Origin of the sequence: Gleimia europaea ACS-120-V-Col10b, assembly GCF_000411155.1 — a bacterium.
In the GTDB taxonomy this organism is placed as follows: Bacteria; Actinomycetota; Actinomycetes; order Actinomycetales; family Actinomycetaceae; genus Gleimia; species Gleimia europaea_B.
Window position 1 is genome coordinate 235,962 of record NZ_KE150266.1, and the last position, 25,682, is coordinate 261,643.

Below are 25,682 nucleotides of genomic sequence, written 5' to 3' on the forward strand. Positions count from 1 at the left end.
CCGAGCAAAGATACCTTAATGTTCACGATTCTGGCTTGGTTGCAGGAAGTCGGTGGCGCTGAAGTTAGCGAAATCGCTCAGCACTTCGGCGTTAGTGAACAGGCCGTGCGAACTACAGTAACGACTTTGGGGGAAGCGTGGTTTGGTGATGGGGCCCCGGATGAAGATCTGGGGTTGGACTGGTTCAGTTTTGAAGAAAGCAACTACGTCACCTTCCAGGACATGAACCGGGTAAGTGAGAAAATTGGATTGTCTGACGATGAAGCAATCGGTTTGGTAACCGGCCTCATCTTCCTATCGCATCTACTGCCGTCCGACATTCGCGAAACCGCGTTCAGTGCCGCGCTTAAACTCTTGGCCCCGCGCGGCCTCAAACTGGATTTTTCGAAACTGGTTTCGTTTGAGGATGAGCAGGTTGCGAATCATCGGCAAGTACTTCAAGAAGCGATAGGCCAAAACACTTCGGTTCAGTTCAAGTACGTGTCCAACGCGAGCCACGTCAGTGAACGAAATGCTTTCCCGCTGGGCCTGCGTCAGGCTGGGCCACACTGGATTGTGGAAGCGATCGACCTTGACAAGGGAGAAAAGCGAGCGTTTCGCCTGGATCGCATGGAGAACATTCTGGCGGGTTGCAAAGTTGAGCCAACAGGGGCAGGTGGAGATGAGCGCGGCAAGAAAGTTTGGATCTTCATCGAGCCGCAGGGCAGGGCAGTGGTGGAAACAAACGCGACTATTAAACAGTACAACCAGATGATGCGCGCTGTATTCGAAGTGTTTGACGAGCAATGGATGGCTACCCAAATGCTCATGGCGAGCCCGTGGATAAGGGAGACGAACCGCCCCGATATTTTTCAGGCGGCAAAAGAGCGGGCGCAAAAGGCGCTCGCGAACCGAGACTTCTTTCGCGCCGAGTGGAATCAGTAAAGTAGAATGAACGTGGTGTTGCGTATTTTGGAGGAAACATGGGTGCATTTAAACCCTCGCACATTATTGTGCTTCTGATTATCCTGATCATTGTTTTTGGTGCGTCAAAGTTACCTGACATTGCAAAGAATCTCGGTAAGTCCGCGAAGGTTTTGAAGAAAGAGATGAAGGAGCTCACCGAAGATGAGGAACCGACAACAAAATCTTTAGATGCGGATGAAGAAGGTAAATAGAACTACAGGTTATGGCCAAGCTGACGAAACGTGATCCCGAGGGGCGAATGCCCCTCGTTGATCATTTAAAGGAAGCTCGGCGGCGCCTCATATACATCCTTTTGGGTATCACGGTGGGGGCGGTGGCCGGCTGGTTCCTCTACCCCTACATTTTTGATTACATGTCGCAGCCTCTCCGCGATCTTCGTGCCCGTGGCGTGAGCGCCGACCTGAACTTTGAAACGGTTTCCGCCGCATTCGACTTGAAACTCAAGATTTCCCTGTTTGCCGGTTTCGTCCTCACTACACCGTGGTGGGTCTACCAAATTTGGGCTTACATTGCACCCGCCTTGAAGAAGCGGGAAAAGATCTACGCGGTTATCTTCACTATTTCCGGCGCTATCCTTTTCGCTGCGGGAGCCGGATTTGGTATTTGGATCATGCCGCACGCGGTCAGTATCCTCACGTCGTTCGCGCCAAACTCCGCCGTGATGCTCATGCGCTCCTCCATGTACTTCAGCTTCTACATGCGCCTCGTAATCGTGTTTGGCATATCGTTCCTCGTGCCGCTGGCAATGGTGGGTTTAAACCAGATGAACGTGTTGCGCGCCTCCTCCATGTTGAAGGCATGGCGGTGGGCGGTGGTTTCCGCATTCGTGTTCACCGCACTCGCTAACCCGCTCCCAGACCCGTGGAATATGACATTCCAAGCACTGGCAATGCTCGCCCTCTACTTCGTGGCAGTGGGAATTTCCTACATTCATGATCATCGTCATGATAAGAAGATGGCAAAGGAAGAGGCCGAACTTGACGCCGCTCTAGCGCGGCTGGAGGCGAAGGAAGATAACGCCGAATGAATCAGGATTTGTCCGCCGCTGAACGCTACCGGGCGGCAAGAAAACGTAGCGAATACGCCCGCACTGCGCGCGCTCAGTTTGCCAGCCAGTTTGATTTCGAACTGGACGACTTCCAACACGCTGCGTTAGAAGTCGTCGAGTCAGGAGGGAGCGTTCTCGTTGCTGCTCCAACGGGTTCGGGAAAAACCGTGGTGGGGGAGTTTGCGCTCCACATGGCGTTACGGAGGCAACAGCGCGCGTTCTACACCACGCCTATCAAGGCGCTTTCCAATCAGAAATATCTCGAGTTCGCGGCCGAGCTGGGCGAAGAAAACGTTGGTTTGCTAACCGGTGACACTTCGATTAATGGCGATGCACCCGTGGTGGTTATGACCACCGAGGTGGCGCGTAACATGATTTATTCGGGCACAGACCTCACCGATTTGGGTGCGGTAGTGCTCGATGAGGTCCACTACCTGGCAGATCGGTTCCGCGGCCCGGTATGGGAAGAAATCATCATTCACATGCCAAGTCACGTGCAGATTGTGGCTCTTTCGGCAACCGTGTCGAATGCGGAGGAGTTTGGCGCGTGGATCGATCAGGTTCGCGGTGGCTGTAGCGTAATCGTGTCTGAGGTGCGCCCCGTGCCGCTCTACCAACACATGATGGTGGAGCGAAAGCTTTACGACCTGTACCAGCCCACACGCGAGGGCGGCCCGGCGCTACGCGGGAAAATCAACCCGCACCTACGTCACGCTATCTCCCGCTCGCAGGGCATCCAGTCGCGTTCACCGCATGAGGCGGCGCGCGGGCTGGCTGGGGGACGGAGAATGCGTGAGGCCGGGCGAAGGGCCAGCCGCGTGTCCAAGCCGCAGATCGTTATTTCACTTGCGCAAGCCCATCTGCTTCCGGCGATTTTCTTCATCTTCTCAAGAGCGGGGTGTGAGGACGCCCTCGACGCGGTTTACAGTGCCGGGGTTAGTTTGACCACTCGGCAGGAGGCGCAGGAGATCGCGGCGGCGGTAGATGAGGCCGTGTCCTCACTGTCGGCTGAGGATCTTGGCGTTTTGGGAATTGCGCGGTGGGCTGCAGCATTGGAGGCAGGGATTGCGGCCCATCATGCGGGAATGCTTCCCATTATGAAAGAAACGGTGGAGAAGCTGTTTGCAGCGGGCCTCATCAAGGTTGTTTTTGCAACGGAAACGTTGGCGCTGGGTATCAACATGCCAGCCCGCACGGTGGTGCTTGATTCGCTCCGGAAGTTCAACGGCATCGCGCATGTGGATCTTTCCCCGGGAGAGTATACGCAACTCACGGGTCGTGCAGGTAGGCGTGGCATTGATGTTGAGGGCCACGCGGTAGTGGTCTACGGCTCCGACATTATGCCCGAAGAGGTGGCTTCGCTCTCTTCCAAGCGGACATTCCCGTTAGTTTCTGCCTTCCGCCCCACGTACAACATGGTGGTGAACCTTGCGGCGGCCGGAACACTCGCGCAGGCGCGCGAAGTGATGGACGAATCCTTCGCTCAGTTCCAGGCGGATCGCAAGTTGGTTGGGGTAGCGCGCGAAACCCGCCTCGCGAAGGAACGGATGAAAGATCTCGATCACGGGTTCGAGTGCGAACTTGGGGACGCGCACTCATACTTTATTGCGCGCGATGATTTAACCAGGTTACAAAAAGAGTCGGCAAAACTGCGAGTGGTTAACCAGGCGGCTGACACTGCCCGCGCTATCGCGAAACTGCGCGTGGGCGAAGTGATAGCACTGCCTGGACGCAAACTAAATATCGATGCCATTGTGGTGCATAATCCCCGGCCGGGGCGGAACGGACCTTCCGTGCAGGTGATTGGCACGGACGGGCGCGTACAGATTGTCACTGCGGATTCATTTTTGTATGGCGTGTCGGTTTTGGGCCACATGCGTATTAAGAAAAACCATGTTCGCCGGCCTTCACGTTTCAAAGCGGCGATCGCGTCCGAGCTTCGGGCTATGCGTAAAGAGGGCCGCCTTGGCGAGCCCAAACGCAAGAAGATACCTATTCCACGCGCGGTGCAAACCGAGATTGATCGTCTGGAAAGTAAGGTGCGTAACCATCCGGTGCATTCTTGTCCTGATCGTGATGAGCACGCTCGCGCGGCGCGGGCGTGGCTGAGTGCTCGCCGGGATTACCTGCGTTTGGCGGACAAGATTGAGACAGACACGTCCTCACTGTCGGATCGGTTTGATCGCATCGCGGAGGTTTTGGATCGTGTGGGGGCCCTACACGGCGAAGAGATAACGGAGGCTGGGCAGATCCTCCGCCGCATCTACGGCGAGCATGATCTGGTTACGGCTTTGGCGATTCGCGCCGGGATCTGGGATGAGCTCACTCCTGCGGAGCTAGCCGCAGCCGTTTCAACTTGCGTGTTTGAGCCGCGTAAGGACCATGACCCGGAGGCTGATATACCCGGTGGCTCATCCAGCGCGCTAGCACAGTCTTTGCGCGACTTGGAGCGGATTTTACAAGACGTGAACCGGGCGGAAAATGACGCGCACGCGCCTACTACCGGGCCGTTGGAGTACGGCATAATGCCGGCTATCTATTGGTGGGTGATGGGCGATGACCTCGCTTCAGCTGTGCGTAGCGCTGATCTGCCTCCCGGCGACTGGGTGCGCTGGTGCCGCCAGGTGATTGACGCGCTCGGACAAATCGCATCTAGTGCGAGCGAACCGCTGCGCAGTAACGCGCATACGGCCGCTGACTCGATCCGCCGTTCCGTGGTGGCACTGGCCGAGGAATCCGCATGAGCGGCTATCTTCCTAAACGGCGCCGCCTTCTCGATTATGCACAAATCTTGGTTGCAGCGGTTTTGATGTGGGCATCGTTTCCTGACCTCGCCTATTGGTTCTTGATATTCCCATCCGTAATCCTCCTAGTTTCGGCCCTCGATCGGTCCCGGGCGGGGCGCGCAACCTGGTATGGCTTTGTATTCGGCTTAGGGTTTTTCTTGCCCCACATTTGGTGGGCCACCGTCTCGGTGGGCAGCTATTTGCCCTGGTTGGCTTTAGCAACCGTGCAGGCTTTGTTCTTGGCCCTGTTTGGCCTGTCCGTGGCGTGGGTGCGCCAGATTAGCGCGTTGCAACGTTCACCCTTCCTCTACGCACTGTGCGTGGGCGTGCTTTGGGTGGCAGTTGAGCAGTTGCGCGGCCGCGTTCCATTCGGTGGCTTCCCCTGGGGTTATATCGCATACTCGCAGGTGGATTCGCCCTTGCGGACGCTCGCTCCGTGGGGATCCGAGGTTGCGATTGGCCTCGTGGTTGTGACTTCCTGTGTTCTGGTTCGCCGTGCATTCGGCTTCGTGCCCGCATTTTGCACCAGCCCGATCAGGCGCGTCGGCGCGGTCGCCATTGCTACGTTGATTGTGGTTATGCCTTTTGCCCTTACTCTGGATGCGCGCGCGGAGGGAGGGAGCCTGCGCGTTGGCGTCATCCAAGGAAACATTGAGCTACCTGCGGACGCCACGTTCGCGCAGTACTTGAAGGTTACGAAGAATCACGTCCAGACCACCGAGGAGGCCTTGGCTTCGGGTATGAAAGCCGACATTATCTTGTGGGGTGAGAACTCGATGGATCACGATCCGCGCAGCGATGCCAAAGCAAAGGCCATGCTAGACGGGGTGGCAAAGCGTGCGGGAGTGCCGATCGTAGTTGGCGTACTGCGCTATGAGGACGATGCTCGCTGGAACGAAGCCGTGGTTTGGTATCCCGATGGATCCGTTGGAGAGGTGTACACAAAGCAGCTGCCCGTGCCCTTTGGCGAATATATTCCGATGCGCGAGTACCTGTCAATCTTGTCAAAGGAAACCGCGAAGGTTTCCACCGACATGCTGCCCGGAATCGAGCCGGGGGTGATGAACGTTGATTTGGCCGGGAGACAGCTGACTATGGGCGTTGGAATATGCTTCGAGGCCGCTTACGAGCGCATTTTCAGCGAAGCAGCGCAACTGGGCGCACAAATGCTGTTTGTGCCGACCAACAACTCGTCTTTTGGTTACACACCCGAGTCCACCCAGCAGTTGCAAATGGTGCGCCTGAGAGCGATGTCGATGTCTCGTACCGCCATGCAGGTGTCCACCAATGGAGTATCCGCTATTGTGCGGCCCAACGGGACAATGCTCAAGGTTACAGATCTCTATCAGCCCGATTGGATTGTGGAGGACGTGCCGCTTCGTACCAGCCTCACATTCAGCGCAAAGTGGGGCGAGTACTTGAACTACACGGTTATGGCGTTGGGTGGCCTGTTGCTCGTTATCGGTTGCATCCGAACCATTGCCCGGCACAGTGAAATCAACTACGCCCGTTAAGTTCAACAAACTGTAATCTGTTAGCAGTTGCGCCGTAACTTAACCGCCATGTTTACTTAGAACAACGAAGCGATCATGATGATCTAGCACGGCGGAAACCACGGGGGAATCGCAACATGGCTGAGCAGCATCCATTTTTCGCCGATTCCACGGTGCTTGCACGGATTGAGCAGATCGAGAATTCGCCTAAGAAGCAAGCCGTGTTGAACGAGATAAAGGCGGGCATGGTTTCCAGCGTGTCCCAGCAGTATAAAATGTTGTGGGTTGGCATTCCGGCACTGATTATCCTGATGTTTTGGCTTCGCGATGAAGCTTTGATTTTGGTGGCTATCGCAGTATTCATCTTCGTCTGGAATAAGCAGCGCACGGCGATCAGAAATAAAACCACGGTGTCCTATGTGGAGAACTTCTTGCTCCCCGTGTTGCAAGAAGTGATTCCAAACGCTGAAGTCAATTATGACGGTGGGATTGACCGCCGGGTTTTGAAGGAAGTTATACCGAAAACAGAGAGTTTTTCGCCCAACTGCCACATTAGGTTCAATGACGAAAAGCGGACGGAGTTTTGTAACCTGTGGGCCTATCACACGTATGAGGATTCCGATGGTAATACTCATACCGTCGAGGACTTCAATGGGCAGGTGCTGAGCGCCCAGTACCTAACTGGATTGCGTGGCCACATTCGCATCGTACCTACAAAAAGAGGATTATTTGGTCGGGAAAGACAGCCAGGTTATGCCAAGGCCCGCAACGGTGAGTCCAAGATTGAGACGGAAGACATTCAGTTTAACGAGACTTTCAACGTCTACTGCAGTGACGAGGTTTCTAGCCGCACGCTGCTTAACCCGTACCTGCTACGCACGCTTGTGGAGTATAGAGAAGGTTGTCCCATCGCTGTAACGATGGACGAGAACACGGTTGCGGTCTCGTTTTACACGGACTGCCATATTCTACGCCGTCCTAGTAACCGAAAAGAGATTGAAAGCCTTTCACTCAGCGGTGAGTATAAGAAGGTGCAAAATCAGCTCGGTCAGTTCTACACGTTGTTAGATAAAGTTAATTCGCAGTTGTGAATGGAGAATCAATGAATGCTTACGTGTACATGTGGATCGCGGTTGCGGTCATTTTAATGTTGATTGTCTTCTGGTTCATCGCTAAGAGCAACCAGATGTCGCGCTACCTGGTGATTATTGAGGAGTCGAAGAAAAACGTCGATATTGCTCTGACTAAGCGGTATGACACGATCATGGAAATGTTGAAGGTAGCGAAGTCTTACGCGGAGCACGAAGAGAAGCTTTTTGTAAACATCGTGAAGCTACGCCGAGGTGCCTCGGTGGCGGAAATGAACGACGCGCTCGTCTCGCAAGACAATGCGCTACGCAGCATTTTTGCAGTGGGGGAGAGCTACCCGCAGATGCTCTCTTCCCAGCAGTTCCTGAACCTCCAAAGTGAGATCGCGAAAGAAAACGACCAGCTGGCTGCCTCGAAGCGAATTGTGAACTCCAACATTAGTTTGCTGAACCAGATGGTAGTTACATTCCCAATCTCGATCGTGGCAGCGATACGCGGAATCAAGCAGGTGGACTTCCTGCGCGAAGATGACGTGAACGCAAAGAAGGACATCTCCGGCTTCGATTACTCGGTGTAACACAAACCCCGTGATCGTATAGGATCACGGGGAGGGTGCGGACATAAAGCAGCGCTGAGCGGCAGGAGCGCTGACATGCATAGAGGGGTACTTGTGCTTTATCGAAGCTTAGAGCGACCTTAAATTTACCACCGCTTTAACATCTCTTAGCGTCTGTAGGCCACGCCGTTGCGTAGTTCGCCGCGACGAAGAACCTCAAGCTGTTCCTGAAGCAAAACTTCGAGCTCTTCTTCGGTGCGACGCTCAAGGAGCATATCCCAGTGTGTGCGCTGAGGCTTTGCCGGTTTTTCTTCCTCGGGTTCAGCTTCGCCCAGATACTCGGCGGGCGAACCGCAGCGGCATTCCCAGTTTGCTGGCGGCTCAGAATCGATCGCCATAGTTACCGCAAAAACGTGTCCGTTTTCGCACTGGTAGCGACGTTGCTGGCGGTCTGCAAAAACAATGCCATCTTCGGTCTCAAGCGACTTGGCGCCAATCTGCATTCCACGTAGTGCGCGATCTGCCATTTGTTTTCCTTTCTATAAACGCTTCGTAGTCTAAACGCTTAAACGCATTCAAACTGGCGTTTATTTCCCAGTAGCTGGCAAAACGGGCCAGCTCAAGCGAAAAGAACCCTGAGCGTGGGTTTCTAATTTCATAGCCCGATCCGATAATGTACATTATGTCATAATTAAATCTGCTTTTGTAGGAGCTTGTTGGGCACCCCTCTACCCCTTTGCCGCGTTCACGCAAACACTGGAGTAGCGGTTGCCGCCGGGAAGCAGAATCTGCCTGGCGTGGTAGCGTTGGAGCCGCACTCCAGCTCTTCATGACCGGCCAATAAATAATAGAATCGGTTGTAGTACTGTATCCAGCTTTTAGGAAGCATCGTGTCATCGGTTCTGTTTCGGCTCGCTACCTCCACGGTTAAGCATGCAAAGACAGTGCTTCTTGTTTGGATTCTGATCCTGATCGCGGTTTTGGCAGCTATGTTTGGGCTAGGCGGCAAGCTGACCAATGACTTCACCATTCCCGGCACTGAGGGCCAAGACGGTCTTGACGTGATGGCCGAGCGGTTCCCAGAACTGTCAGGTACTGCGGGGCAGGTTATTTTTGGCGCTCCCGAAGGCGAAAGTATCTGGGATTACCGCCAGCAGATCACAAGCGTTTTGGAGCAAGTAAAAGGTATCAAGTACGTCACGGCGGTGGCCGATCCGTTCGATGATTCGATTATGGATCCCCTGATTTCGGCTAACAATCGGTACGCGATGTCGCAGGTGCAGTTCTCATTTGGCTTGGACTCGATTGATGATGAATCAGTATCCCAACTGGTCAGCATTGCCAAGCAGGCAGAGGATGCCGGTCTGAGCGTTCACGTTGGCGGCCAGATTATGTCGCTCACCGAGATTCCCCTCTCCCCTCATGAAGCTGTAGGCGTAGTCCTGGCTCTCGTGGTTTTATCGGTGGCATTCCGTTCGTTCAAGACGGGCATTGTGCCGATCGTTTCCGCACTGTTTGGCGTTGGTATGTCGATGGGAATCACGATGATAGTGGCGGCATTCGTGCCGATCTCCACCACTACCCCAACGCTTGCCATCATGCTCGGCTTGGCTGTGGGCATTGACTATGCTCTTTTTATTGTTTCGCGCCACCTCGATCAACTGGCCGCAGGTTACACCGTTGCAGAGTCGATTCCGCGTGCCATCGCCACTTCGGGTGCTGCAGTGCTGTTTGCCGGTACGACCGTTGTAATTGCGCTTATGGCGTTGTTCGTGGCCGGTATCCCATTCCTTACGGTTATGGGCCTTGTAGCGGCGCTGGCAGTTGCTATCGCGGCGATCATGGCGGTTACGGGCCTGCCCGCGTTGCTTGCCGTACTCGGCGACCGCTTGCGCCCCAAGCAGCGCAAGTTGGATAAAACCGATGATGAGGTTGGCGTTGAACGTAAGCGCCACGTGTCGGCCTGGTGGGTCAAAACCGTGACCTCGCATCCCTGGCTGACCATTTTGAGCGTGAGCGCCGTGGTCGTGGTCATGACAATTCCCGCAATAAATCTGCGTCTTGCTCTGCCTGACAACGGCGTGGAAGATGAGTCCACGATGGCGCGGCAAACATACGACCTCGTCGCCTCGGAGTTTGGGCCCGGTGCTAACGGCCCCTTGGTTGTCATCGGTGACATTGTCACGTCGCGGGACCCACTGGGACTCATGTCCGACATGAAATCTGAAATCGAGCGCATGCCCGGCGTTGAGCAGGTGCAACTATCCACGCCCAATCGCAGCGCGGATCTTGGCGTCGTGGTTGTTATCCCGAAGACTGGGGCAGACAGCATCGAAACTGAGCAACTCGTGCACGCTCTTAGGGATGCGGCGCCCGGTTGGGAAGCCAAATATGACATCTCTAACGTCATGGTTACCGGCTCAGCCGCTGTTGCCATCGACGTATCAGAAAAGCTCTATTCCGCGCTAGTACCATTTGGAGCGGTTGTTGTCGGCCTATCGCTCATCATTTTGCTCATCGTGTTTCGCTCGATTTGGGTGCCAATCAAGGCAACACTCGGCTACGTGTTCTCGGTGGCAGCCGCGTTTGGGATGACAACCTGGGTATTCATTGACGGCGTAGGTAATGACCTGTTGCGAATCGGTCAAGTAGGTCCGGTCATTTCCTTTATGCCAATCATGCTTATGGGCGTACTTTTTGGCCTCGCGATGGACTACGAGCTGTTCTTGGTTTCGCGCATGGCGGAAGAATATGCCCACACCGGTAACGTGCGAGAATCGATTCGCACGGGATTCATGGGCTCGGCCCCGGTAGTTGTGGCGGCGGCACTCATCATGATGTCGGTGTTTTCGGGCTTTATCCCCGATGGCTCGTTCTACGTACAACCGATCGCGTTCGGCCTACTGGTAGGCGTTGGCGTGGACGCCTTCCTGGTGCGTATGACGCTCGTGCCCGCCGTCCTACAGCTTCTTGGCGACAAGGCATGGTATCTGCCAAGATGGCTTGACCGCATGCTCCCCCTCCTTGACGTAGAAGGCACCGGCATGGACCTGCACTTCAGACACGTGGACTGGCAACGTCAATATGGCGAGGTGGTAGCCCGGGCCGAAAACGTGAGTATCGGAGATCGGCGCGGCGACCTCGTTAGCGGCGCGGAACTGGCTGTGCGTCCAGGTGAGATTATTCGCCTAACCGGTGATCCAGCGGCTTGCAAGGCAATGCTCGCGGCGTTGGGAGGCCGGCTCGCGCCCCACACAGGATCCATTTACGTGTTCGATATTTCTAGCCGTGACGAAGCTAGTCGAGTGATCGCGCGCACTGTCTTTCTCGACGACCCGGCAACGCAGATCCCGCCTATTTCCAAACCCCTATTGCTCCTGGTTAATCGGCCCCTGCGAGAAGTTGAGAAGGTCAGAATCGAGGAAAACCTCCAGGCGGGTGGCGCCCTCCTACTCGGACCGGACAACGCGGACGAATTTGCAAACGAACAATCATACGAAGTACGCGCTAAGTTGGCGGTGAATGCGTGATGAAACTTACCGGACGAGACATACGGGCCCTCGTGGCTGTCCTGCTACTACCCATCCTCGCAACCGCGCTCACGCTATGGTCGCTTCCAGGCCGGCCCAACAACTTCAACAAGATTCCCGCCGCAATCGTCAATTTGGACGAGGGCGCAAAAATGGTGGTTGATGGCAAAGAAGTGATGGTTCCGATCGGACGCGAGCTTGCCGGCGGCCTCATGTATCCCAAAGAGCCCGTGGATTTCAACCTGAACTGGCAGCTTGTCACCGAAGAAACAGCACGCAGCGGGCTCGAATCTGGAAAGTTCCAAGCGGTCATCACGATACCCAAGAATTTTTCTCAAAACGTAACTTCGATTGGAACTGCCGAGGCTTCGCCGGCACTTATTACCGTCACGTCAAATGATGCATCATCTGAACTCATGGGGCGGATATCTGCCCAAATTGCAGCTGTTGCAGCCACTACGATGGGCCATACGCTAACAGAAACGATGCTTGACAAGATCTTTCTGGGCTTCAACGACATGAAAGACCAGCTTCTCCAGGCCGCAGACGGGGCGAAGCAATTGGATGATGGTGCGGGCAAACTTGGCGAGGGAGTCGGTCAGCTCTCTGCTGGCGCGCGGGAGCTCGCCGAGGGAACGGCGCAACTAGCGGCGGGCCTAAACCAGCTGTATGGCGGTGCGGGCGAACTTTCAGGTGGTGTAGGCCAATTGCGCGGTGGCGTGGACCGGCTCGCAGATGGCGCCGACCAACTCGCCGCAGGCACCAAGCAACTTCGCGACGGATTTGTGGGCACACCGGGCACTCTCGGCTTGAAGTCCGGTATCGATCAGTTGGAACGCAGCGTGAATGAGCCGGGCGGGCTTGCGGAAGGAACGAGGCAACTGGCCGACGGATCCAAGCAACTTAGCGATGGCATAGACCAACTTGTGGAGGGCTTGAACCAGGTGCTCGAACCTCTCTCAAGGATTGAGAATGCAATCCCTGAAGGCGCGCTTGATAACGTTCCCTCCTCGGCGGAGATCTCTAGCGAGGTTGAAAAGATCCGCGACATTATCAAAGACTCGCAAAACTTGCTCGATTACGTGCGTGGACTTATATACGGTACGGATGCGAACGTAGGAGCACTCCCCCGCCTCAAGGAGATTGTTGCCCAGTGTGACGCAGTACAAACGCCGCAATACTGCACTTTGCTTGCCGGGGCTGTTGCTGACCTTGAGAATGCCGTTGCAAATATTCCCCAAAATGATCCCAACTTGGATCAAGCGCTGGCTAAGCTCAATGAACTACTTACTCAGTCGGGCATGAATGAGCTCGTCGATCAGATTGTGGAGGTCACTGCTCGCATAGAGGCATTGGTGAAACAGCTACAGGATGCCGGTGGCTTTGCCGGAATCAGTGCGGATCTGGAGAAGCTTCGGGAGGGCGCAAGCCAGTTAGCTGCGGGCACCGCGCAGTTGGCCGACGGGGTGAACGGTACGCCAGGTAGCCTCGGCATGTCTCAGGCTCTGGCCCAGCTGGCCGATGGTGCGGCCAAACTTCAGGAGGGGCTAGATGGATCGCCAAGCCAGCTCGGCCTCGTGGATGGTGCGGGTCAGCTTGCCGGCGGTCTCAGGCTCCTAAAGCCTGGCCTCATCCAGCTGGAGGACGGTTCTTGGCAACTGGCCGAGGGCGCGGGGCAAAGCGCTAGCGGAGCTGACCAGCTGGCGGCGGGAACGGATCAACTAGCCGGGGGCACCGGCGAGCTCTATGCCGGTATCGGCCAGCTAATAGATGGAACGTCGCGGTTTGCCTCCGAACTCGAGGGCGGTGCCGAGCAGGTGCCCAGCTACACGGACGCCCAACGCACGCGCATCGTGAATGTGGGGGCGATCCCCATCCGATCGGAGGACGCGGCCCTGTACAAGACAAGTGAGGCTAACACGTTATTTCCGTGGGCGGCGGCGATAGTGCTGTGGCTGGGAGCGTTCGCAACGTATCTGGCTATGCCGGGGCTACGCAGGCGAGAACTGGCATCTTCCTTGCCACCGCTACGCGTGGCGTGGAACTCGCTTCGCCCGGCGCTAGGATTCGCACTTGCACAAGCCATTGGTGTTGCGATTATCGCTAGCCTCTTTGGTGTTTCCCCAAAGCGCCTGGTTGCAACCTCGATCATGATGATCATAGGCGTGGTGTCTTTCACCGCGATTAACCAAGCTCTCCTCGCCGTGTTTGGAGCGCGGGTTGGACGCATCGTGGCACTACTATTCCTTGTTGTGCAGGTAGTTTCTCTTGGCGGAATAATTCCGATCCAGACCGCGCCAGGAGCCTTCCAGCTTATTTCTGGTCTGTTGCCGCTTTCTGCCCTCACGGATGGTCTGACCCACACCGTAGTGGGAGGTAATCTGACCAGCATTTTGGGTACTGCTATCCCCCTGCTTCTTTGGGGTCTAGCTACCTTCTTGTTCTCAGTGATCGCAGCGAAAAAGGCGCGCAGTTTGGGCGTGTCCCAAATTCGGCGCCAATACGCCGATAGTTAAAAGAACGCGGACAAAAAGTTGTGGGTGGAAACAGGAAAGCTGTTCCACCCACAACTGTCGAAGCGTTTTAAGAAGCGTTACGGCGGGCGCGCCTAGCCTTCGCAAGCTCGTCTTCAACCGGTAGAATCGGCTCGGCCTCTTCGCTGGGAAGCTCTGCCAAAGATCCCTCGATCTCGCGCCAGACGTGACCAACCGCAATGCCGAACACGCCCTGGCCGCCTTCAATCAGGTCGATCATTTCATCTCGCGAGCGGCACTCGTAAACCGAAGCGCCATCGCTCATCAGCGTAATCGATGCGAGGTCATCCACTCCCCTGTCTTTCAAATGAGTGACAGCGGTACGGATCTGCTGTAGCGACACGCCAGTGTCCAAAAGGCGCTTCACAACCTTCAAAACGAGGATGTCGCGGAAAGAATAAAGCCTTTGTGAGCCCGAACCCTGGGCGGTGCGAATAGATGGTTCCACGAGTCCGGTGCGTGCCCAGTAGTCGAGCTGGCGGTACGTGATGCCAGCTGCTTGGCAAGCGATGCGGCCGCGGTAGCCGGTTTCGGGTGTGATGTGCGCGAGGACGTCGCCAAACAGCATGCCCTGCCGGGCCTCGGCAGCTCCATTATCTGCTATCAACTGAGTATCTCCTCGCGACTATTAGGTTGATGGTCAAACTGAGATCAACGCTAGATCGGAATAGGCGCGGCGTCAATGAAACGCGCGGCGTGCCTTACCTTCAAGTTTAACTTGAGACTATTTTGTTATCGAAACGGTCTAACTATCTGAAAGCTTATCAATTGCCAACCGCAAAAACTCCCTATGCAAATCGGCTGTAAGTTCTGCAAGCTCCGCACTTTTTGCTCGCGCCCGCTCAATGTCAGAAGCGCGATTGCGCGCGCGAAGCGGTTGCGCGGTAGTGTCGATGAGATCCGCATGCCTCTCGGCAGCCTGTCGTACCGTGCGCAGGTTTCGCGGGTTGATCCCCTCGTTGCGGATCTGGAGCAGAAGTCCAACTACCTTGACCGACTTTGCCGGGAAATATCCGCTGAGGTCCGGTGAAAGCAAGCCCAGGGTGGTGAACTCTTCGATCTCTGTTTTTGACGTGCCCGTGAGGTCACAGAGTTCTCGAAGTGACACGTGTTCGCGGGCGGGAGCTTTGGTGACTCCCTTGTCGGATACGACGCGTGCGGTGGGCACCCGTTCGATTTCGTGGCCCGCGTCGAGCGCGGCAAGTTGCTCGCGGATAACGCGAAGTGGGCGGTACGAGTCGCGTTGCTCGGTCAAAATGAAGCGCAGGCGCTCAATATCTGCGCTGGAGTATTTGCGATAACCAGATTCAGTGCGTTCAGGTTCGAGCAGGCCTTCGGACTCAAGATAGCGGACTTTAGACACGGTAAGGGCAGGAAACTCAGGTTTTACCTGCTCGGTCACCTGCCCAATAGAGAACCTCGCCTCATGAGAAACATCACGCGGCCAGGTTATTGGTGTCTCATTTTCTAAACGGAGTTGTTTCGCGTTCATGAAGCTTTGTTCGACGGATGGTATGTGAGGCGGTACTTGCCAACTTGCACTTCATCACCCGTGTGGAGCTGCGCACTTTCGGTGCGTTCACGGTTCACGTACGTCCCGTTCAATGACCCGGAATCGCGCACAATGAAGCCCCCATCAACCGCGCGGAATTCGCAGTGGCGGCGCGAAACCGTGACATCGTCGAGGAAAATATCCGCTTTGGGGCTTCTACCTGCCGTGGTCACTTCTTTGTCGAGGAGGAAACGGGCACCGGAGTTTGGGCCACGCTGCACGATGAGGAGCGCCGAACCATACGGAAGCGCATCTACCGCAGCTTGATCGGCAGGGGAAAGCGGCCGGCGGGTAAACGACTCTGCTGGTTCACTAGGCGTGTCCAATGCGCCAAAAATGGCGGTTTCATTGGGATCTGGCGTGTTGTTTGGGCACATCGCCTTCTCCTTCGGCAACGGGGATCGAATTTCTATCTTCCAAGTTTAGTTCTGTTGGCAGAAGTTATCCACCACAGTGAAACGCTAGTCTACGGGCTTAGCGTAACGGTATGTTTTGGGGGTTACAGTGCTGTTAATCTCGATGTTTTCAACACGCGTTATCTGTACCGTCGCGTCGGCTGCGCGCAATTGCGAAGTGGCGCCGCGGGCAATGTCCAGTGCCGGCTGTATCGTGTCCGCATCGCCAATTACCTTCCACACGTATGGAGCTGTCAGCTCCGTTCCAGACAGGCTCAACACGCCGTTTTCATCAGCGGTTATATACGAGGAGGCCACAACTCGGTTACCGTTTAATTCGATAGCTTCAGCACCCGAGTTACGAAGTTCTCCAAGCATGGTGACAAACTTTTGGGCCGGAATCGGACCACCGCCCTGTTTCACAATGATTACGAGGCCGGGCCCGTGAACCGGTGTGGTGCCTCCCAGGATGCGGGCAAGCTCGCGCTCCTTCTCAGCTGCTTCAACGGCGGCTTGACCTTGCGAATGGGCGGACTGGAGTTTGTAAATTTGGTCGGTTAGTTCGGCTTTCTCATCACGTAGTTGTGTCTCAGCGTCGGTCAGCTGGTCCAGAAGCAAAACCAACTCGTCTTCGTTAAGCCCATCTAAGGGATCTGAACGCTGAATCTTAATTTGGGCCACGAACGCGAATCCCAGCGTGAACAGGAGCACACCAATGAGCAGATGAATGGGGCGAAACCTCACTGTGAGCAGGTCACGCAGGCGGCGTTTAGATAGGTCTCTTTCTTTCACTTTTATGCCCCGAAAATATGCCTGCGGATGGCTGCCGCGTTAGAGAAGATACGGATGCCAAGAACAACCACGATTGCGGTGGTCATGGCGGCTCCCACGCCCAGTTGCGCGCCGATCAAAACCAGAAGGGCAGCAATAAGAACATTCCAGAAGAACGAGATAATGAACACGCGGTCAGAGAACTTGCCTTCAAACCAGGCTCGTGCCCCACCAAGGAGAGCATCCATAGCTGCGACAACGGCAATAGGCAGGTACGGCTGTAGCGCGTAAGGAATCGTCGGGTCAAGAAGAATACCAAGGATGATGCCGAGCACTAGGCCAAGTATTGCGATCATTGCGGCTCCTGTTGAACGATCTCAGTAAGGTTCACGTTGCGGACGCCGGCGGGGCGCAACGCGATTTTTTCTTCCGATTGGATGGATGTCTTGATTCCGTATTTTGAGTCCAGTGTAGACAGATAGGTCGCTACCCCACCGGATCTTAGCTGCAGTTCTAAGGACTCGTCGTCTCCGATGGCGCGGATATTGTACGGCGCAACTACCGGTTGGAAATTAACCAAGATGGCGCTACCTGCGGTACGTACGGCCGTAGTGGGCCCCACACGCACGCCGTTTATCTCCACGCCCTCGGCGCCGCCCGCCCACAGCGCGTTGATGATAAAACGAAGGTCGGTATCCAAAACGCGCTCAATTGATTCTGCTCCCTCGCGCTCGCTAACCGTCACGAGGACACCGCTACCTTCGATCGCATCCAACTGCGCATTTTGCTGCGCCGGCTGGTCGGCCGTCACCGTATTCTTGAGGCCGGCGGATAGGAGTGCGATACGAGCGGCGTCCTCAGCGTTTTCAACTTCGAGCTGATTAACAATTTCTTGCTGTCGGGCAACCTGCTCACTCAGATTGGCGCGCGTTTTCTCCTGCGTGGTTTTGTGTCCCAGCAGGTTTTTCACCGCGACGGTTACCCCAAACGCTAAGGCAATAGCTAGTACGAGGGCGATGAGGGTCTCAAATGGGCGCCGTCGCCCTCTTTGCAGCGCCGATTCGGTTCCCACACCGTAGTTGAGCGGGTCGAAGAGGAGTTCACCCAGCAGTGAGGACGACTCTGCAAACGCTCGATCATCCGCGGACGCGCGGCTAACCGGATCTACTTGGTCAGCCATTTGGTTTGAATCCTGAAGCTACGTTCCAAATTATCTGCGGCTTCACGCATGAGACGCACGAGCGCAGGCGGTGCGCTTTCGTTTGCACTGATCCACCACGACGCCATGTAGCGAAGCGCAGCGGCCTCTTCGGGGCGGTTAGCGTCAATCACACGCGGGTAGGCGCCGGCAACGAAGCGCCGGCCCATGCCAATCGTGTGAGAGTTCCAATACTGACCAGCAAGGTCGAAAAAGTCGCCCGCGAAACCGGTGGCGTCATGACCGATTGCCCCAGCGCTGAGACCGGCAAGGATCGCACTCATCTTTTCGTTAGCTAAATCTTCTTCCAAAATGCGCGTCCACGCTTTTTGTCGCTCGATTCGCCCCGGAAGGGCGGAAATGGCCTGGAGGGCAAATACTTCGGCTTCGCCAGAGGGATCGGCTTGCAAATGGAGTGCGATGTCTTTTCTAGTGATCGCACCGAGCGCAGCAAGAGTGATGCGGGCCCGCCAGGCAAGGTTTGGCCCAACCGTTAAAAGCGGCGAATTTGCGGACTCGAGGTCGCGCAGGAACTGCATCTGGTCATCAGTGGGCGATCCAGCTATGTTCAATGCACGAGTTGCCGCAACCGCCCATTCACGCTTGCGATCTTGGGACTGGGAGCGCCCGATCGCGTCGATCGCGTGGTTGGCAAAACGCTTCGCCTCGATTTTTCGCTCCGGCGTCGCCATGTAGTACAAAAGGGCATCGAGAGCGTTCGCGATGAGGTCGCTAGCAACCGCGTCATCGTTTTCAGCTGGCACCTGTTCGGCCACCGCATTAACGTAGTCGCGCGGGTTTAATCTTGCCCCTCGCACGCCGGCCCACAGTGCAGACCACACCACTGCGCGGGAGGTAGCATTCGCAATCGTAGACACGTATCGAAGCGCCGTGCTTACCTCGTTCTCATCGAGTTCGACAAGTGCATAAGTTAGGTCATCATCATTTGCTAAGACGAGGTCGTAGTCACCCTGCGCGGCGAGCGTGAGAGTACGTCCGGCGAGCGTAACCTCCTCCAGCCTCGTGCGCACCAACGCGTCGCCCTGCAACTCGTAGAAGCCGACATTCACCCGGTGTGGGCGCAAAGCAGGCTGCCCGCTAATCGCGTCGATCGACTCCTGTTCGAGCATGAACCCGCCTTCACTGCGCTTAACCCGCAGGGTTGAGGGGCCGGCAGTTTCCAACCATGCCCGAGCCCAATCTTGCAGGTTATCGCGATCTGAGGCTTCCTGAAGAGCGCAGAGGAAGTCCTGCATCCGAGTTGCACCAAACGCGTGCTTCTGGAAGTATTCACGCGCTCCGGTGAAGAACGCTTCCTTTCCTACGTAGGCAACCAATTGCTTGAGCACTGCCGCGCCCTTCGCGTAGGTAATGCCGTCAAAGTTGTTCTTCGCGGCCTCCACGTCGGGAATATCCGCTGCGATCGGGTGCGTGGTGGGGAGCTGGTCCTGCTTGTATGCCCATTCTTTGCGACCCGAAGCAAACGTGGCCCACTCGGTTTCAAATTCCGTGTTCTCGGTCAGTCCCATGGAACCCTGGTTGTCCGCAAACGATTCCTTGAGCCACAAGTCATCCCACCACTGCGGCGTTACGAGATCCCCAAACCACATGTGACACATCTCGTGGAAAATAACGTTGGCGCGAGATTGCCGCGCTGCCCTGGTTGGGGTGTCGCGAGAAATCATCTTTTCGTTAAAAGTGACGCACCCGGGGTTCTCCATTGCCCCAAGGTTGTATTCGGGGACAAAAACCTGATCGTACTTCCCCCACGGGTACGTGAAGCCGTAATGCTCGTGATAAAAGTCCAAACCCTGGCGCGTTAGCGTCAAAATATCTTTGGCGTCCAGGTATTGCGACAGTGAAGCGCGGCAGTAAACACCCAGGCTAATGTCGGTGTTGCCCCCATCGCCCGCTCCCCCGCTCCACTTGCCACCATCAACGCGAGCGTAAGGGCCGGCAACCACCGCAGTGATGTATGACGATAGCGGCGGGGTGCGCATGAACGTCACCTCTGCGAAGGCACCATCTAACGTGCGCGACTGCTCGGGCTGGTTAGATAGAACGATCCATTCCGAGGGGGCCTTGACCCGGAACTGCCACCGAGGCTTCAGATCCGGCTGGTCAAAGCACGCCCACGCGCGGCGTGCGTCAGTGGGTTCAAACTGCGTGTACAAGTAGGTGGAGCCGTCCTCGGGATCAACGTAGCGATGCAACCCTTCCCCGGTGGTTGAGTACTTACAATGGGACTCAATTTCCAGGCTCACAGGGCGCCCGGTTGGAAGATCATTTACTACAACCCGCGTATCTGTCACCTCAAAGTTTGCGGGCATTCCATCAACTCGCACCGCCTCAACATTGTGGGCAACAAGATCGACAAAAATGGACGGAGATTTGGTTTGAAAACGGATCGTCGATTTCGAGTAGAAGGCGACATCATTTGATATCGCGTTTGCGAGGTCAACGTACACGTCAATCTCATCCGGTATTACATTGGCGCTGCGATCCAGTGCCTCTTCACGGGTCAAAGTCTCCACCACTTCAGTGTATCGAAGGCGATGACTAAACCGTTACTGACGTGACTCGATCCTTGCACCAACGGGAAATGCAGGCAGTTTAGGGCATACCCCACATCCGTCCGCCCGATTAGGCATGTGCACAGCGATTAAGTTAGAATCGTTGTTGCTGAAAAGCACGGGCTGTGGCGCAGCTTGGTAGCGCACTTGACTGGGGGTCAAGGGGTCGTGGGTTCAAATCCCGCCAGCCCGACGATGTGAATCCCGCGACAATGTTAGTCATGTCTCGGGATTTTTTCACATCTATCCCCTCAATTACGGCGTCTTTGTAGATTGGTGTGCCATGGCTGGTCGCGGCGTAGTAGTTTCACTTCTCTCCTCGGTCATGTTTGCGGGTATCGCACTCTTAGCTGGCCATCTGCCAGCCTTGTCGGGCGGGCAAATTTGGGCGTGGCGGATCGTGCTTACAGTTCCAGGTATCCTCTTTCTTCTTGCTGTTAGCGGCCGTTATTCCCATCCCCAGTGAGCGGAACAAAGACAGCTAGGCCGATCCAGGCTCCACAAAATGTTAGCGATGCTTCTTTTCTCGTACGCGCACACTGATCTTGATGGGTGTGCCCGCAAAGCCGAAAGTTTCCCGCAGGCGCCGCTCAATAAATCGGCGGTAACCCGGATCCAGGAACCCGGTTGTGAAGATCACGAATCGAGGCGGGCGGGCAGACACCTGCGTTGCAAACAGAATGCGAGGCTGCTTACCACCGCGCACCGGGTGAGGTGTGGCCGCAACGAGTTCGCCGAGGAACGAGTTCAGCTTCGCGGTAGAGATGCGCATGTCCCAAGAGTTCAGCGAAGTATCGAGCGCCTTCACAATGCGGTTGGTGTGCCATCCGGTGCGAGCAGACAAGTTAATGCGCGGCGCCCAAGAAACGTGGGCGAGGTCGCGTTCCTGCTCGTGCTGGATCTCCCAGCGGCGATCCTCATCAACCAAATCCCACTTGTTGTTAACGATCACCAGGGCACGGCCTAAGTCAAGTGCTGCTTGCACGATACGAACGTCTTGCTCAGACAGCGGCTCCGTGGCGTCGAGCAATACCATGGCCACTTCAGACTTTTCAATCGCGGCCTGTGTGCGGATGGACGCGTAGTAGTCGGCGCCGGAGGTGCGGTGCATTTTGCGGCGGATACCGGCCGTGTCAACAAACCACCATTGGCGTCCGTCCATCTCGATGAGCTCATCAACCGGGTCACGAGTTGTGCCAGCAGTATTGTCAACTACCACGCGGTTTTCGCCGGCCAGCTGATTTAACAGGGAGGATTTGCCCACGTTGGGTCGCCCAATGAGCGCAACGCGTCGAGGCCCGCCCTGGGGTAGTTTTTGCACAACTGCGGACTCTTCGGGCAGGATCTTCATAACGGCGTCAAGCACGTCGCCCGCCCCGCGTCCATGCAACGCTGAAACCGGTAAAGGCTCGCCCAAACCAAGGTTCCACAGAGCGTATGCATCCGCCTCTTGCGCGGCGGAATCAACCTTGTTCGCGGCCAGCACCACGGGCTTGCCACAGCGGCGAAGGATCTTCACGATGCGCTCGTCCGTGTCGGTGATCCCCACGGTCGCATCGACAACAAACAGCACTGCGTCAGACATTTCAATGGCGATCTCAGCCTGCTCGGCAACCGAACGATCCAGGCCGCGCACATCAACTTCCCAGCCGCCCGTGTCTACCAACGTGAAGTCACGCCCATTCCAGTTTGCCGGATAGGACACACGGTCGCGCGTGACTCCCGGCGTGTCTTGAACAACTGCTGCGCGACGCTGCAAGATGCGGTTGACGAGCGTTGATTTGCCCACGTTTGGTCGACCCACGATTGCCAGCACCGGATTGCCAGAACTGGAAACTTCGCTCTCTTCCAGCGGTACCTCGCCCGCCAGCACGTCCTTATCTTCGTCGTACAGTTCGTAGCTTGACAGGGCAGCTCGCATGGCGCGCACGCGGGCGTCCTCAACCTTAGCCTGCTCGGCTCGGTCAGCCAGATTCTGCCCCACGTATCCCAGTACAAGCGCGAGTGTTTGTTGCGCATCGAGCGCGGAAGAATCAACTAGGATCTGCCCCTCGGTGGCCTCCTGGAAATTCACTACCGTGGAGTCTTTTGCATCACGGCCAACCACCTCGGTGCGCATCGATTCGATGGCCGCTTCATCCACGCCCTCACCGAGCAACTGTACTGCGCGCCGCTTCATTCGGGCTTCGGCTGAAGCGGTAAGTAGTAGGCGCACATCCGCGTCAGGTGCCACCACAGTGGTGATATCCCGACCTTCGGTAACCATGCCGTTGCCACGCTGGCGGGCAGCGTTAATAATTTCACGCTGTTGGCGCACAAGCGATTCGCGCACGTCCAGATTAGTGGCCGTCTTTGACACTACTTTGGAGATGCGGGACTCACGGATCTGATCCGTCACATCCGTATCCCCCACCGTGACGCGAAAATCGTCAGGTGAGGTGGTGATAGATAGGGGGAACGAGTCCGCTGCGCCAGCTACGGCTGCGTGATCATCCAGCGGCAATCCCACGTCCAAGCAGTACCAGGTGAGGGCCCGGTACATTGCTCCAGTATCGAGGTAGCCGATACCGAGTTCACGTGCGAGCGCGCGTGCAACCGTTGATTTGCCCGAGCCGGAGGGGCCGTCGATAGCAACGGACAGTCCCAGCTCGCTTATAAGCGCCTTCATCTGCTCTACGCTCATATTTGCTGTTTCTTCCACGTTTCCTCCGAGCTCACTGATTGACAATGCGCCAGCCGCGCATTTCAAGTTCCTTTTCGGCTTCTTTTGCAACAGCCGGGTTTACAAAAATTTGGGCCAGACCAACGCGCTGGTGCGCGGAATGATCCATGGTGAGGTCTTCAATGTTGATGCCGGCCGCTCCCAGTTCGGTGAACAGGCGGCCGAGTTCGCCTGGCTTATCGGGGATAAGAACCTCCACGATGGCCCAGCGTCGTTGCACTCCCCCGTGTTTACCGGGAATGCGTGAGACTCCCTCGTTACCCTGTGAAATCGCGGTGTTTATCGCGGCCACGGATCCCGGGGCGCCAAAGCCATCGGCAGCACCTGATTCGAGGCCGCGCACGAGGTCATCGAGTTCACGTTGATACTGGCGAAGCACATCTACTACGGGTCCACAGTTACCGGACACTATAGACGTCCACAATCGTGGATCCGAGGCGGCGATGCGCGTGGTGTCGCGCAAGCCCTGACCAACCAGGCTGAGCTCATCCTCGGTGGCTTCACGTAGCCGGGAGGCCAGTAGCGAGGAGATTAGCTGGGGCACGTGTGAGACGATAGCCACTCCCCGATCATGCTCCTGCGCACTCATTTCTAGCACGGTAGATCCAAGGTCTACAGCGAGGTTGCGCACCACCACACGCGCTTGTGGCGAACAGGTGGGGTGGTGAATGACGGCCCACGGCCGGCCCACAAACAGGTCTCGGTCCGCGCCGGCAACACCGGATCGCTCTCGCCCGGCCATCGGGTGCGATGGCACGTACCGCGAGGCATCCACACCGGTTGCTTCGACCTCTTTCAAAATAATCGACTTCACCGAAGCAACATCGGTAACTACGGCGTCAGGGTGAGTGACCAGTGCGTCGACAACGCAACTTGCCGTGACATCTGGCGGCACTGCCACGACAACTAGCGACGGCTGGGGGCTGGAGGAGGTGTACTCTTGCCCGGCTCCAAGGTCACGGGCCAGGGCCAGGGACACGGGTGAAATGTCTTGCAAGAACACTTCAATGCCAGCGGCTTTAAGTGCCAGCGCTGCGGATCCGCCGAGGAGGCCCGAGCCGATCACTAGGACCGGCCCCGTGGTTTGAATGGGCCGGCCGTCCGGGTTAGTTGAAATCTGCACGGTGAGTTCCTACAGGTCTACTGCTTTGTACAGTTCTTGTAGTACGGGGCCGTCAATCTTGCGGGTAACTCCCGGGTGAAGGCGGCCGATCTTGACCGGCCCAAACTGGGTACGCACCAGTTCAACTACGGGAAAACCAACGCTTTCCAGTAGCCGGCGCACAATGCGGTTGCGGCCCTCGTGCAAAGTCAGTTCCACAAGGGTGAGGTCGCCGTACTGGTCTTTAATGCGGAAATCTTCAACCTCAACCGGGCCGTCCTCGAGTTCAATGCCGCGCAACATTTTCTTGCGCAGGCCGCGCGGAACCTCTCCGGGAACGGTAGCAACGTAGGTTTTGGGAATCTCGTAGGAGGGGTGCATGAGGCGGTGCGCAAGCTCCCCATCATTGGTCAGCAAGATCAGACCCGCCGTGTCAGTATCTAGGCGCCCCACATGGAATAGGCGCTGTGGGTAGTCCTGGGTGTAGTCGGCCAGACAGGCGCGTCCTTCGGGGTCATCCATCGTAGAAACGACTCCCACGGGCTTGTTGAGGGCGATGGTAAGCGAATCTGTATCGAGTAGAAGGCGCTCACCGTCAACGTGGATCACCTGCCGGCTGGGATCAACCCTGGTTCCAAGCTTGCGCACTACTTTGTCATCAACGCGCACGCGGCCGGAAGTGATGAGGATTTCCGCATGCCGGCGCGAAGCTACACCGGCTTGCGAGATAACTTTTTGTAGGCGGATTCCCGATTCTACGTGGGGATCGTTTTTCATTATTTCTCCAAAGATTGCGCTAGTTCGAAAAGTTCGTCTCGGTGCGGAAGGTGAGGCGCAAGAGGACTTAACTCGTCAAGTGAGCGCAAGCCCATCCGTTCAAGAAATTCGGTGGTGGTTTGAAACAAGGTTGCGCCGCTCGCAGTTTCGCCGGCGCTCTCGATAAGACCACGGGCAAGGAGGGAACGGATAACTGAATCCACGTTAACGCCGCGAATGGAGCTAACTTTTTGCCTGGTAACCGGCTGCCGATACGCGATAACCGCAAGCGTTTCTAGAGCGGCCTGGGACAGCTTTTGCAGGCGGCTACCGCTAACAAACTGCGATACGAACGGATCGTAGGTAGGCCGCGAATAGTAGCGCCATCCCCCACCCACTTCGCGAAGTTCAAAACCGCGCTCATCCCGGTCATATTCAGCGCGCAACTGCACTAGCACGGCTTCCACCTGATCGGTGCTAACGCTAAGGGTACTCGCGATATCTGCCGCTGCCACCGGCTCGGGCGCCACCATGAGGATCGCTTCTACTACTCTGGCGAGTTCTTCATCGCCAAAGATTTGGGGTATTGCCTCTTGCATGTCGACCTCCCG

Annotated in this window: 21 protein-coding genes and 1 tRNA gene; 10 read left to right on the plus strand and 12 right to left on the minus strand. The window is 56.3% G+C overall.

Going from position 1 to position 25,682, the window contains the following annotated elements:
• Positions 1 to 18: 18 nt before the first annotated feature.
• From HMPREF9238_RS01095 to HMPREF9238_RS01125, 7 genes are all read left to right on the plus strand, one after another.
• Positions 19 to 924: a helix-turn-helix transcriptional regulator gene (locus tag HMPREF9238_RS01095; protein WP_156824356.1), complete on the plus strand. Its 906-nt coding sequence runs from the start codon at positions 19 to 21 to the stop codon at positions 922 to 924.
• A gap of 38 nt (positions 925 to 962) precedes the next feature.
• Complete coding sequence (gene tatA / locus HMPREF9238_RS01100; RefSeq protein WP_016443591.1) at positions 963 to 1,157, plus strand: twin-arginine translocase TatA/TatE family subunit; 195 nt, start codon at positions 963 to 965, stop codon at positions 1,155 to 1,157.
• Between the two features lie 11 nt (positions 1,158 to 1,168).
• Positions 1,169 to 1,993, plus strand: a complete 825-nt coding sequence (gene tatC, locus HMPREF9238_RS01105; protein ID WP_040316422.1) for a twin-arginine translocase subunit TatC — start codon at positions 1,169 to 1,171, stop codon at positions 1,991 to 1,993.
• Complete coding sequence (locus HMPREF9238_RS01110; RefSeq protein WP_016443593.1) at positions 1,990 to 4,758, plus strand: DEAD/DEAH box helicase; 2,769 nt, start codon at positions 1,990 to 1,992, stop codon at positions 4,756 to 4,758. Before tatC ends, HMPREF9238_RS01110 begins: the two co-directional genes overlap by 4 nt.
• Positions 4,755 to 6,314 (plus strand): apolipoprotein N-acyltransferase, encoded by a 1,560-nt coding sequence (lnt, locus tag HMPREF9238_RS01115; protein ID WP_016443594.1) that lies wholly within the window; start codon positions 4,755 to 4,757, stop codon positions 6,312 to 6,314. Before HMPREF9238_RS01110 ends, lnt begins: the two co-directional genes overlap by 4 nt.
• Positions 6,315 to 6,430: 116 nt before the next feature.
• Positions 6,431 to 7,384 carry a DUF3137 domain-containing protein gene (locus tag HMPREF9238_RS01120; protein WP_016443595.1) on the plus strand — a complete coding sequence of 318 codons (954 nt, stop codon included), beginning with the start codon at positions 6,431 to 6,433 and terminating at the stop codon, positions 7,382 to 7,384.
• A gap of 11 nt (positions 7,385 to 7,395) precedes the next feature.
• The gene (locus HMPREF9238_RS01125) at positions 7,396 to 7,959 is read left to right on the plus strand and encodes a LemA family protein (protein WP_016443596.1); all 564 of its coding nucleotides are present in this window, start codon (positions 7,396 to 7,398) and stop codon (positions 7,957 to 7,959) included.
• Positions 7,960 to 8,105: 146 nt separating this feature from the next.
• Here HMPREF9238_RS01125 and HMPREF9238_RS01130 read toward each other — a convergent pair whose 3' ends face one another.
• Positions 8,106 to 8,465 (minus strand): RNA polymerase-binding protein RbpA, encoded by a 360-nt coding sequence (locus HMPREF9238_RS01130; protein WP_016443597.1) that lies wholly within the window; start codon positions 8,463 to 8,465, stop codon positions 8,106 to 8,108.
• A gap of 363 nt (positions 8,466 to 8,828) precedes the next feature.
• Here HMPREF9238_RS01130 and HMPREF9238_RS01135 point away from each other — a divergent pair, with 363 nt between their 5' ends.
• Complete coding sequence (locus HMPREF9238_RS01135) at positions 8,829 to 11,468, plus strand: MMPL family transporter (RefSeq protein WP_016443598.1); 2,640 nt, start codon at positions 8,829 to 8,831, stop codon at positions 11,466 to 11,468.
• Positions 11,468 to 13,984, plus strand: coding sequence for a YhgE/Pip domain-containing protein (locus HMPREF9238_RS01140; RefSeq protein WP_016443599.1), 2,517 nt, complete (start codon positions 11,468 to 11,470; stop codon positions 13,982 to 13,984). Before HMPREF9238_RS01135 ends, HMPREF9238_RS01140 begins: the two co-directional genes overlap by 1 nt.
• A 67-nt stretch (positions 13,985 to 14,051) precedes the next feature.
• Here HMPREF9238_RS01140 and HMPREF9238_RS01145 read toward each other — a convergent pair whose 3' ends face one another.
• The 7 genes from HMPREF9238_RS01145 to pepN form a co-directional block, all read right to left on the minus strand.
• Complete coding sequence (locus tag HMPREF9238_RS01145) at positions 14,052 to 14,570, minus strand: MerR family transcriptional regulator (RefSeq protein WP_051109801.1); 519 nt, start codon at positions 14,568 to 14,570, stop codon at positions 14,052 to 14,054.
• A gap of 177 nt (positions 14,571 to 14,747) precedes the next feature.
• Positions 14,748 to 15,494: a transcriptional regulator FtsR gene (ftsR, locus tag HMPREF9238_RS09115; protein WP_016443601.1), complete on the minus strand. Its 747-nt coding sequence runs from the start codon at positions 15,492 to 15,494 to the stop codon at positions 14,748 to 14,750.
• Positions 15,491 to 15,931 (minus strand): FHA domain-containing protein, encoded by a 441-nt coding sequence (locus tag HMPREF9238_RS01155; protein WP_016443602.1) that lies wholly within the window; start codon positions 15,929 to 15,931, stop codon positions 15,491 to 15,493. Before HMPREF9238_RS01155 ends, ftsR begins: the two co-directional genes overlap by 4 nt.
• An 84-nt stretch (positions 15,932 to 16,015) precedes the next feature.
• On the minus strand, positions 16,016 to 16,741 hold the full coding sequence (locus tag HMPREF9238_RS01160) for a DUF881 domain-containing protein (protein ID WP_016443603.1): 726 nt from the start codon (positions 16,739 to 16,741) through the stop codon (positions 16,016 to 16,018).
• A gap of 2 nt (positions 16,742 to 16,743) precedes the next feature.
• A complete protein-coding gene (locus HMPREF9238_RS01165) occupies positions 16,744 to 17,076 on the minus strand; it encodes a small basic family protein (RefSeq protein ID WP_016443604.1) in 333 nt (110 codons plus the stop codon).
• Positions 17,073 to 17,900 (minus strand): DUF881 domain-containing protein, encoded by an 828-nt coding sequence (locus tag HMPREF9238_RS08520; protein WP_016443605.1) that lies wholly within the window; start codon positions 17,898 to 17,900, stop codon positions 17,073 to 17,075. Before HMPREF9238_RS08520 ends, HMPREF9238_RS01165 begins: the two co-directional genes overlap by 4 nt.
• Entirely contained in the window at positions 17,885 to 20,452 is a 2,568-nt protein-coding gene (pepN, locus tag HMPREF9238_RS01175) for an aminopeptidase N (protein ID WP_040316424.1), read from the minus strand. The genes HMPREF9238_RS08520 and pepN overlap by 16 nt, the downstream gene beginning before the upstream one ends.
• Before the next feature lie 158 nt (positions 20,453 to 20,610).
• On the opposite strand from pepN, the gene HMPREF9238_RS01180 reads away from it, so the two are divergent.
• Positions 20,611 to 20,684, plus strand: a tRNA-Pro gene (locus HMPREF9238_RS01180).
• 315 nt (positions 20,685 to 20,999) lie between these two features.
• Here the strand turns inward: HMPREF9238_RS01180 and der are convergent.
• The 4 genes from der to scpB are packed head-to-tail and all read right to left on the minus strand — an operon-like array spanning position 21,000 to position 25,670.
• The gene (gene der, locus HMPREF9238_RS01185; RefSeq protein ID WP_232217622.1) at positions 21,000 to 23,174 is read right to left on the minus strand and encodes a bifunctional cytidylate kinase/GTPase Der; all 2,175 of its coding nucleotides are present in this window, start codon (positions 23,172 to 23,174) and stop codon (positions 21,000 to 21,002) included.
• 31 nt (positions 23,175 to 23,205) lie between these two features.
• Complete coding sequence (locus HMPREF9238_RS01190) at positions 23,206 to 24,336, minus strand: prephenate dehydrogenase (RefSeq protein WP_016443608.1); 1,131 nt, start codon at positions 24,334 to 24,336, stop codon at positions 23,206 to 23,208.
• Positions 24,337 to 24,345: 9 nt separating this feature from the next.
• Positions 24,346 to 25,092 (minus strand): pseudouridine synthase, encoded by a 747-nt coding sequence (locus tag HMPREF9238_RS01195; RefSeq protein WP_016443609.1) that lies wholly within the window; start codon positions 25,090 to 25,092, stop codon positions 24,346 to 24,348.
• Positions 25,092 to 25,670 carry an SMC-Scp complex subunit ScpB gene (gene scpB / locus HMPREF9238_RS01200; protein ID WP_016443610.1) on the minus strand — a complete coding sequence of 193 codons (579 nt, stop codon included), beginning with the start codon at positions 25,668 to 25,670 and terminating at the stop codon, positions 25,092 to 25,094. The genes HMPREF9238_RS01195 and scpB overlap by 1 nt, the downstream gene beginning before the upstream one ends.
• Positions 25,671 to 25,682: the final 12 nt, after the last annotated feature.

What these genes read in the sequence shown, in the direction of transcription:
- HMPREF9238_RS01095 (WP_156824356.1), top strand. Translation starts at nt 19, where the DNA reads ATGTTCACGATTCTGGCTTGGTTGCAGGAAGTCGGTGGCGCTGAAGTT.
- tatA (WP_016443591.1), top strand. Translation starts at nt 963, where the DNA reads ATGGGTGCATTTAAACCCTCGCACATTATTGTGCTTCTGATTATCCTG.
- tatC (WP_040316422.1), top strand. Translation starts at nt 1,169, where the DNA reads ATGGCCAAGCTGACGAAACGTGATCCCGAGGGGCGAATGCCCCTCGTT.
- HMPREF9238_RS01110 (WP_016443593.1), top strand. Translation starts at nt 1,990, where the DNA reads ATGAATCAGGATTTGTCCGCCGCTGAACGCTACCGGGCGGCAAGAAAA.
- lnt (WP_016443594.1), top strand. Translation starts at nt 4,755, where the DNA reads ATGAGCGGCTATCTTCCTAAACGGCGCCGCCTTCTCGATTATGCACAA.
- HMPREF9238_RS01120 (WP_016443595.1), top strand. Translation starts at nt 6,431, where the DNA reads ATGGCTGAGCAGCATCCATTTTTCGCCGATTCCACGGTGCTTGCACGG.
- HMPREF9238_RS01125 (WP_016443596.1), top strand. Translation starts at nt 7,396, where the DNA reads ATGAATGCTTACGTGTACATGTGGATCGCGGTTGCGGTCATTTTAATG.
- HMPREF9238_RS01130 (WP_016443597.1), bottom strand. Translation starts at nt 8,465, where the DNA reads ATGGCAGATCGCGCACTACGTGGAATGCAGATTGGCGCCAAGTCGCTT.
- HMPREF9238_RS01140 (WP_016443599.1), top strand. Translation starts at nt 11,468, where the DNA reads ATGAAACTTACCGGACGAGACATACGGGCCCTCGTGGCTGTCCTGCTA.
- HMPREF9238_RS01145 (WP_051109801.1), bottom strand. Translation starts at nt 14,570, where the DNA reads ATGCTGTTTGGCGACGTCCTCGCGCACATCACACCCGAAACCGGCTAC.
- ftsR (WP_016443601.1), bottom strand. Translation starts at nt 15,494, where the DNA reads ATGAACGCGAAACAACTCCGTTTAGAAAATGAGACACCAATAACCTGG.
- HMPREF9238_RS01155 (WP_016443602.1), bottom strand. Translation starts at nt 15,931, where the DNA reads ATGTGCCCAAACAACACGCCAGATCCCAATGAAACCGCCATTTTTGGC.
- HMPREF9238_RS01165 (WP_016443604.1), bottom strand. Translation starts at nt 17,076, where the DNA reads ATGATCGCAATACTTGGCCTAGTGCTCGGCATCATCCTTGGTATTCTT.
- HMPREF9238_RS08520 (WP_016443605.1), bottom strand. Translation starts at nt 17,900, where the DNA reads ATGGCTGACCAAGTAGATCCGGTTAGCCGCGCGTCCGCGGATGATCGA.
- der (WP_232217622.1), bottom strand. Translation starts at nt 23,174, where the DNA reads ATGAGCGTAGAGCAGATGAAGGCGCTTATAAGCGAGCTGGGACTGTCC.
- HMPREF9238_RS01195 (WP_016443609.1), bottom strand. Translation starts at nt 25,092, where the DNA reads ATGAAAAACGATCCCCACGTAGAATCGGGAATCCGCCTACAAAAAGTT.
- scpB (WP_016443610.1), bottom strand. Translation starts at nt 25,670, where the DNA reads ATGCAAGAGGCAATACCCCAAATCTTTGGCGATGAAGAACTCGCCAGA.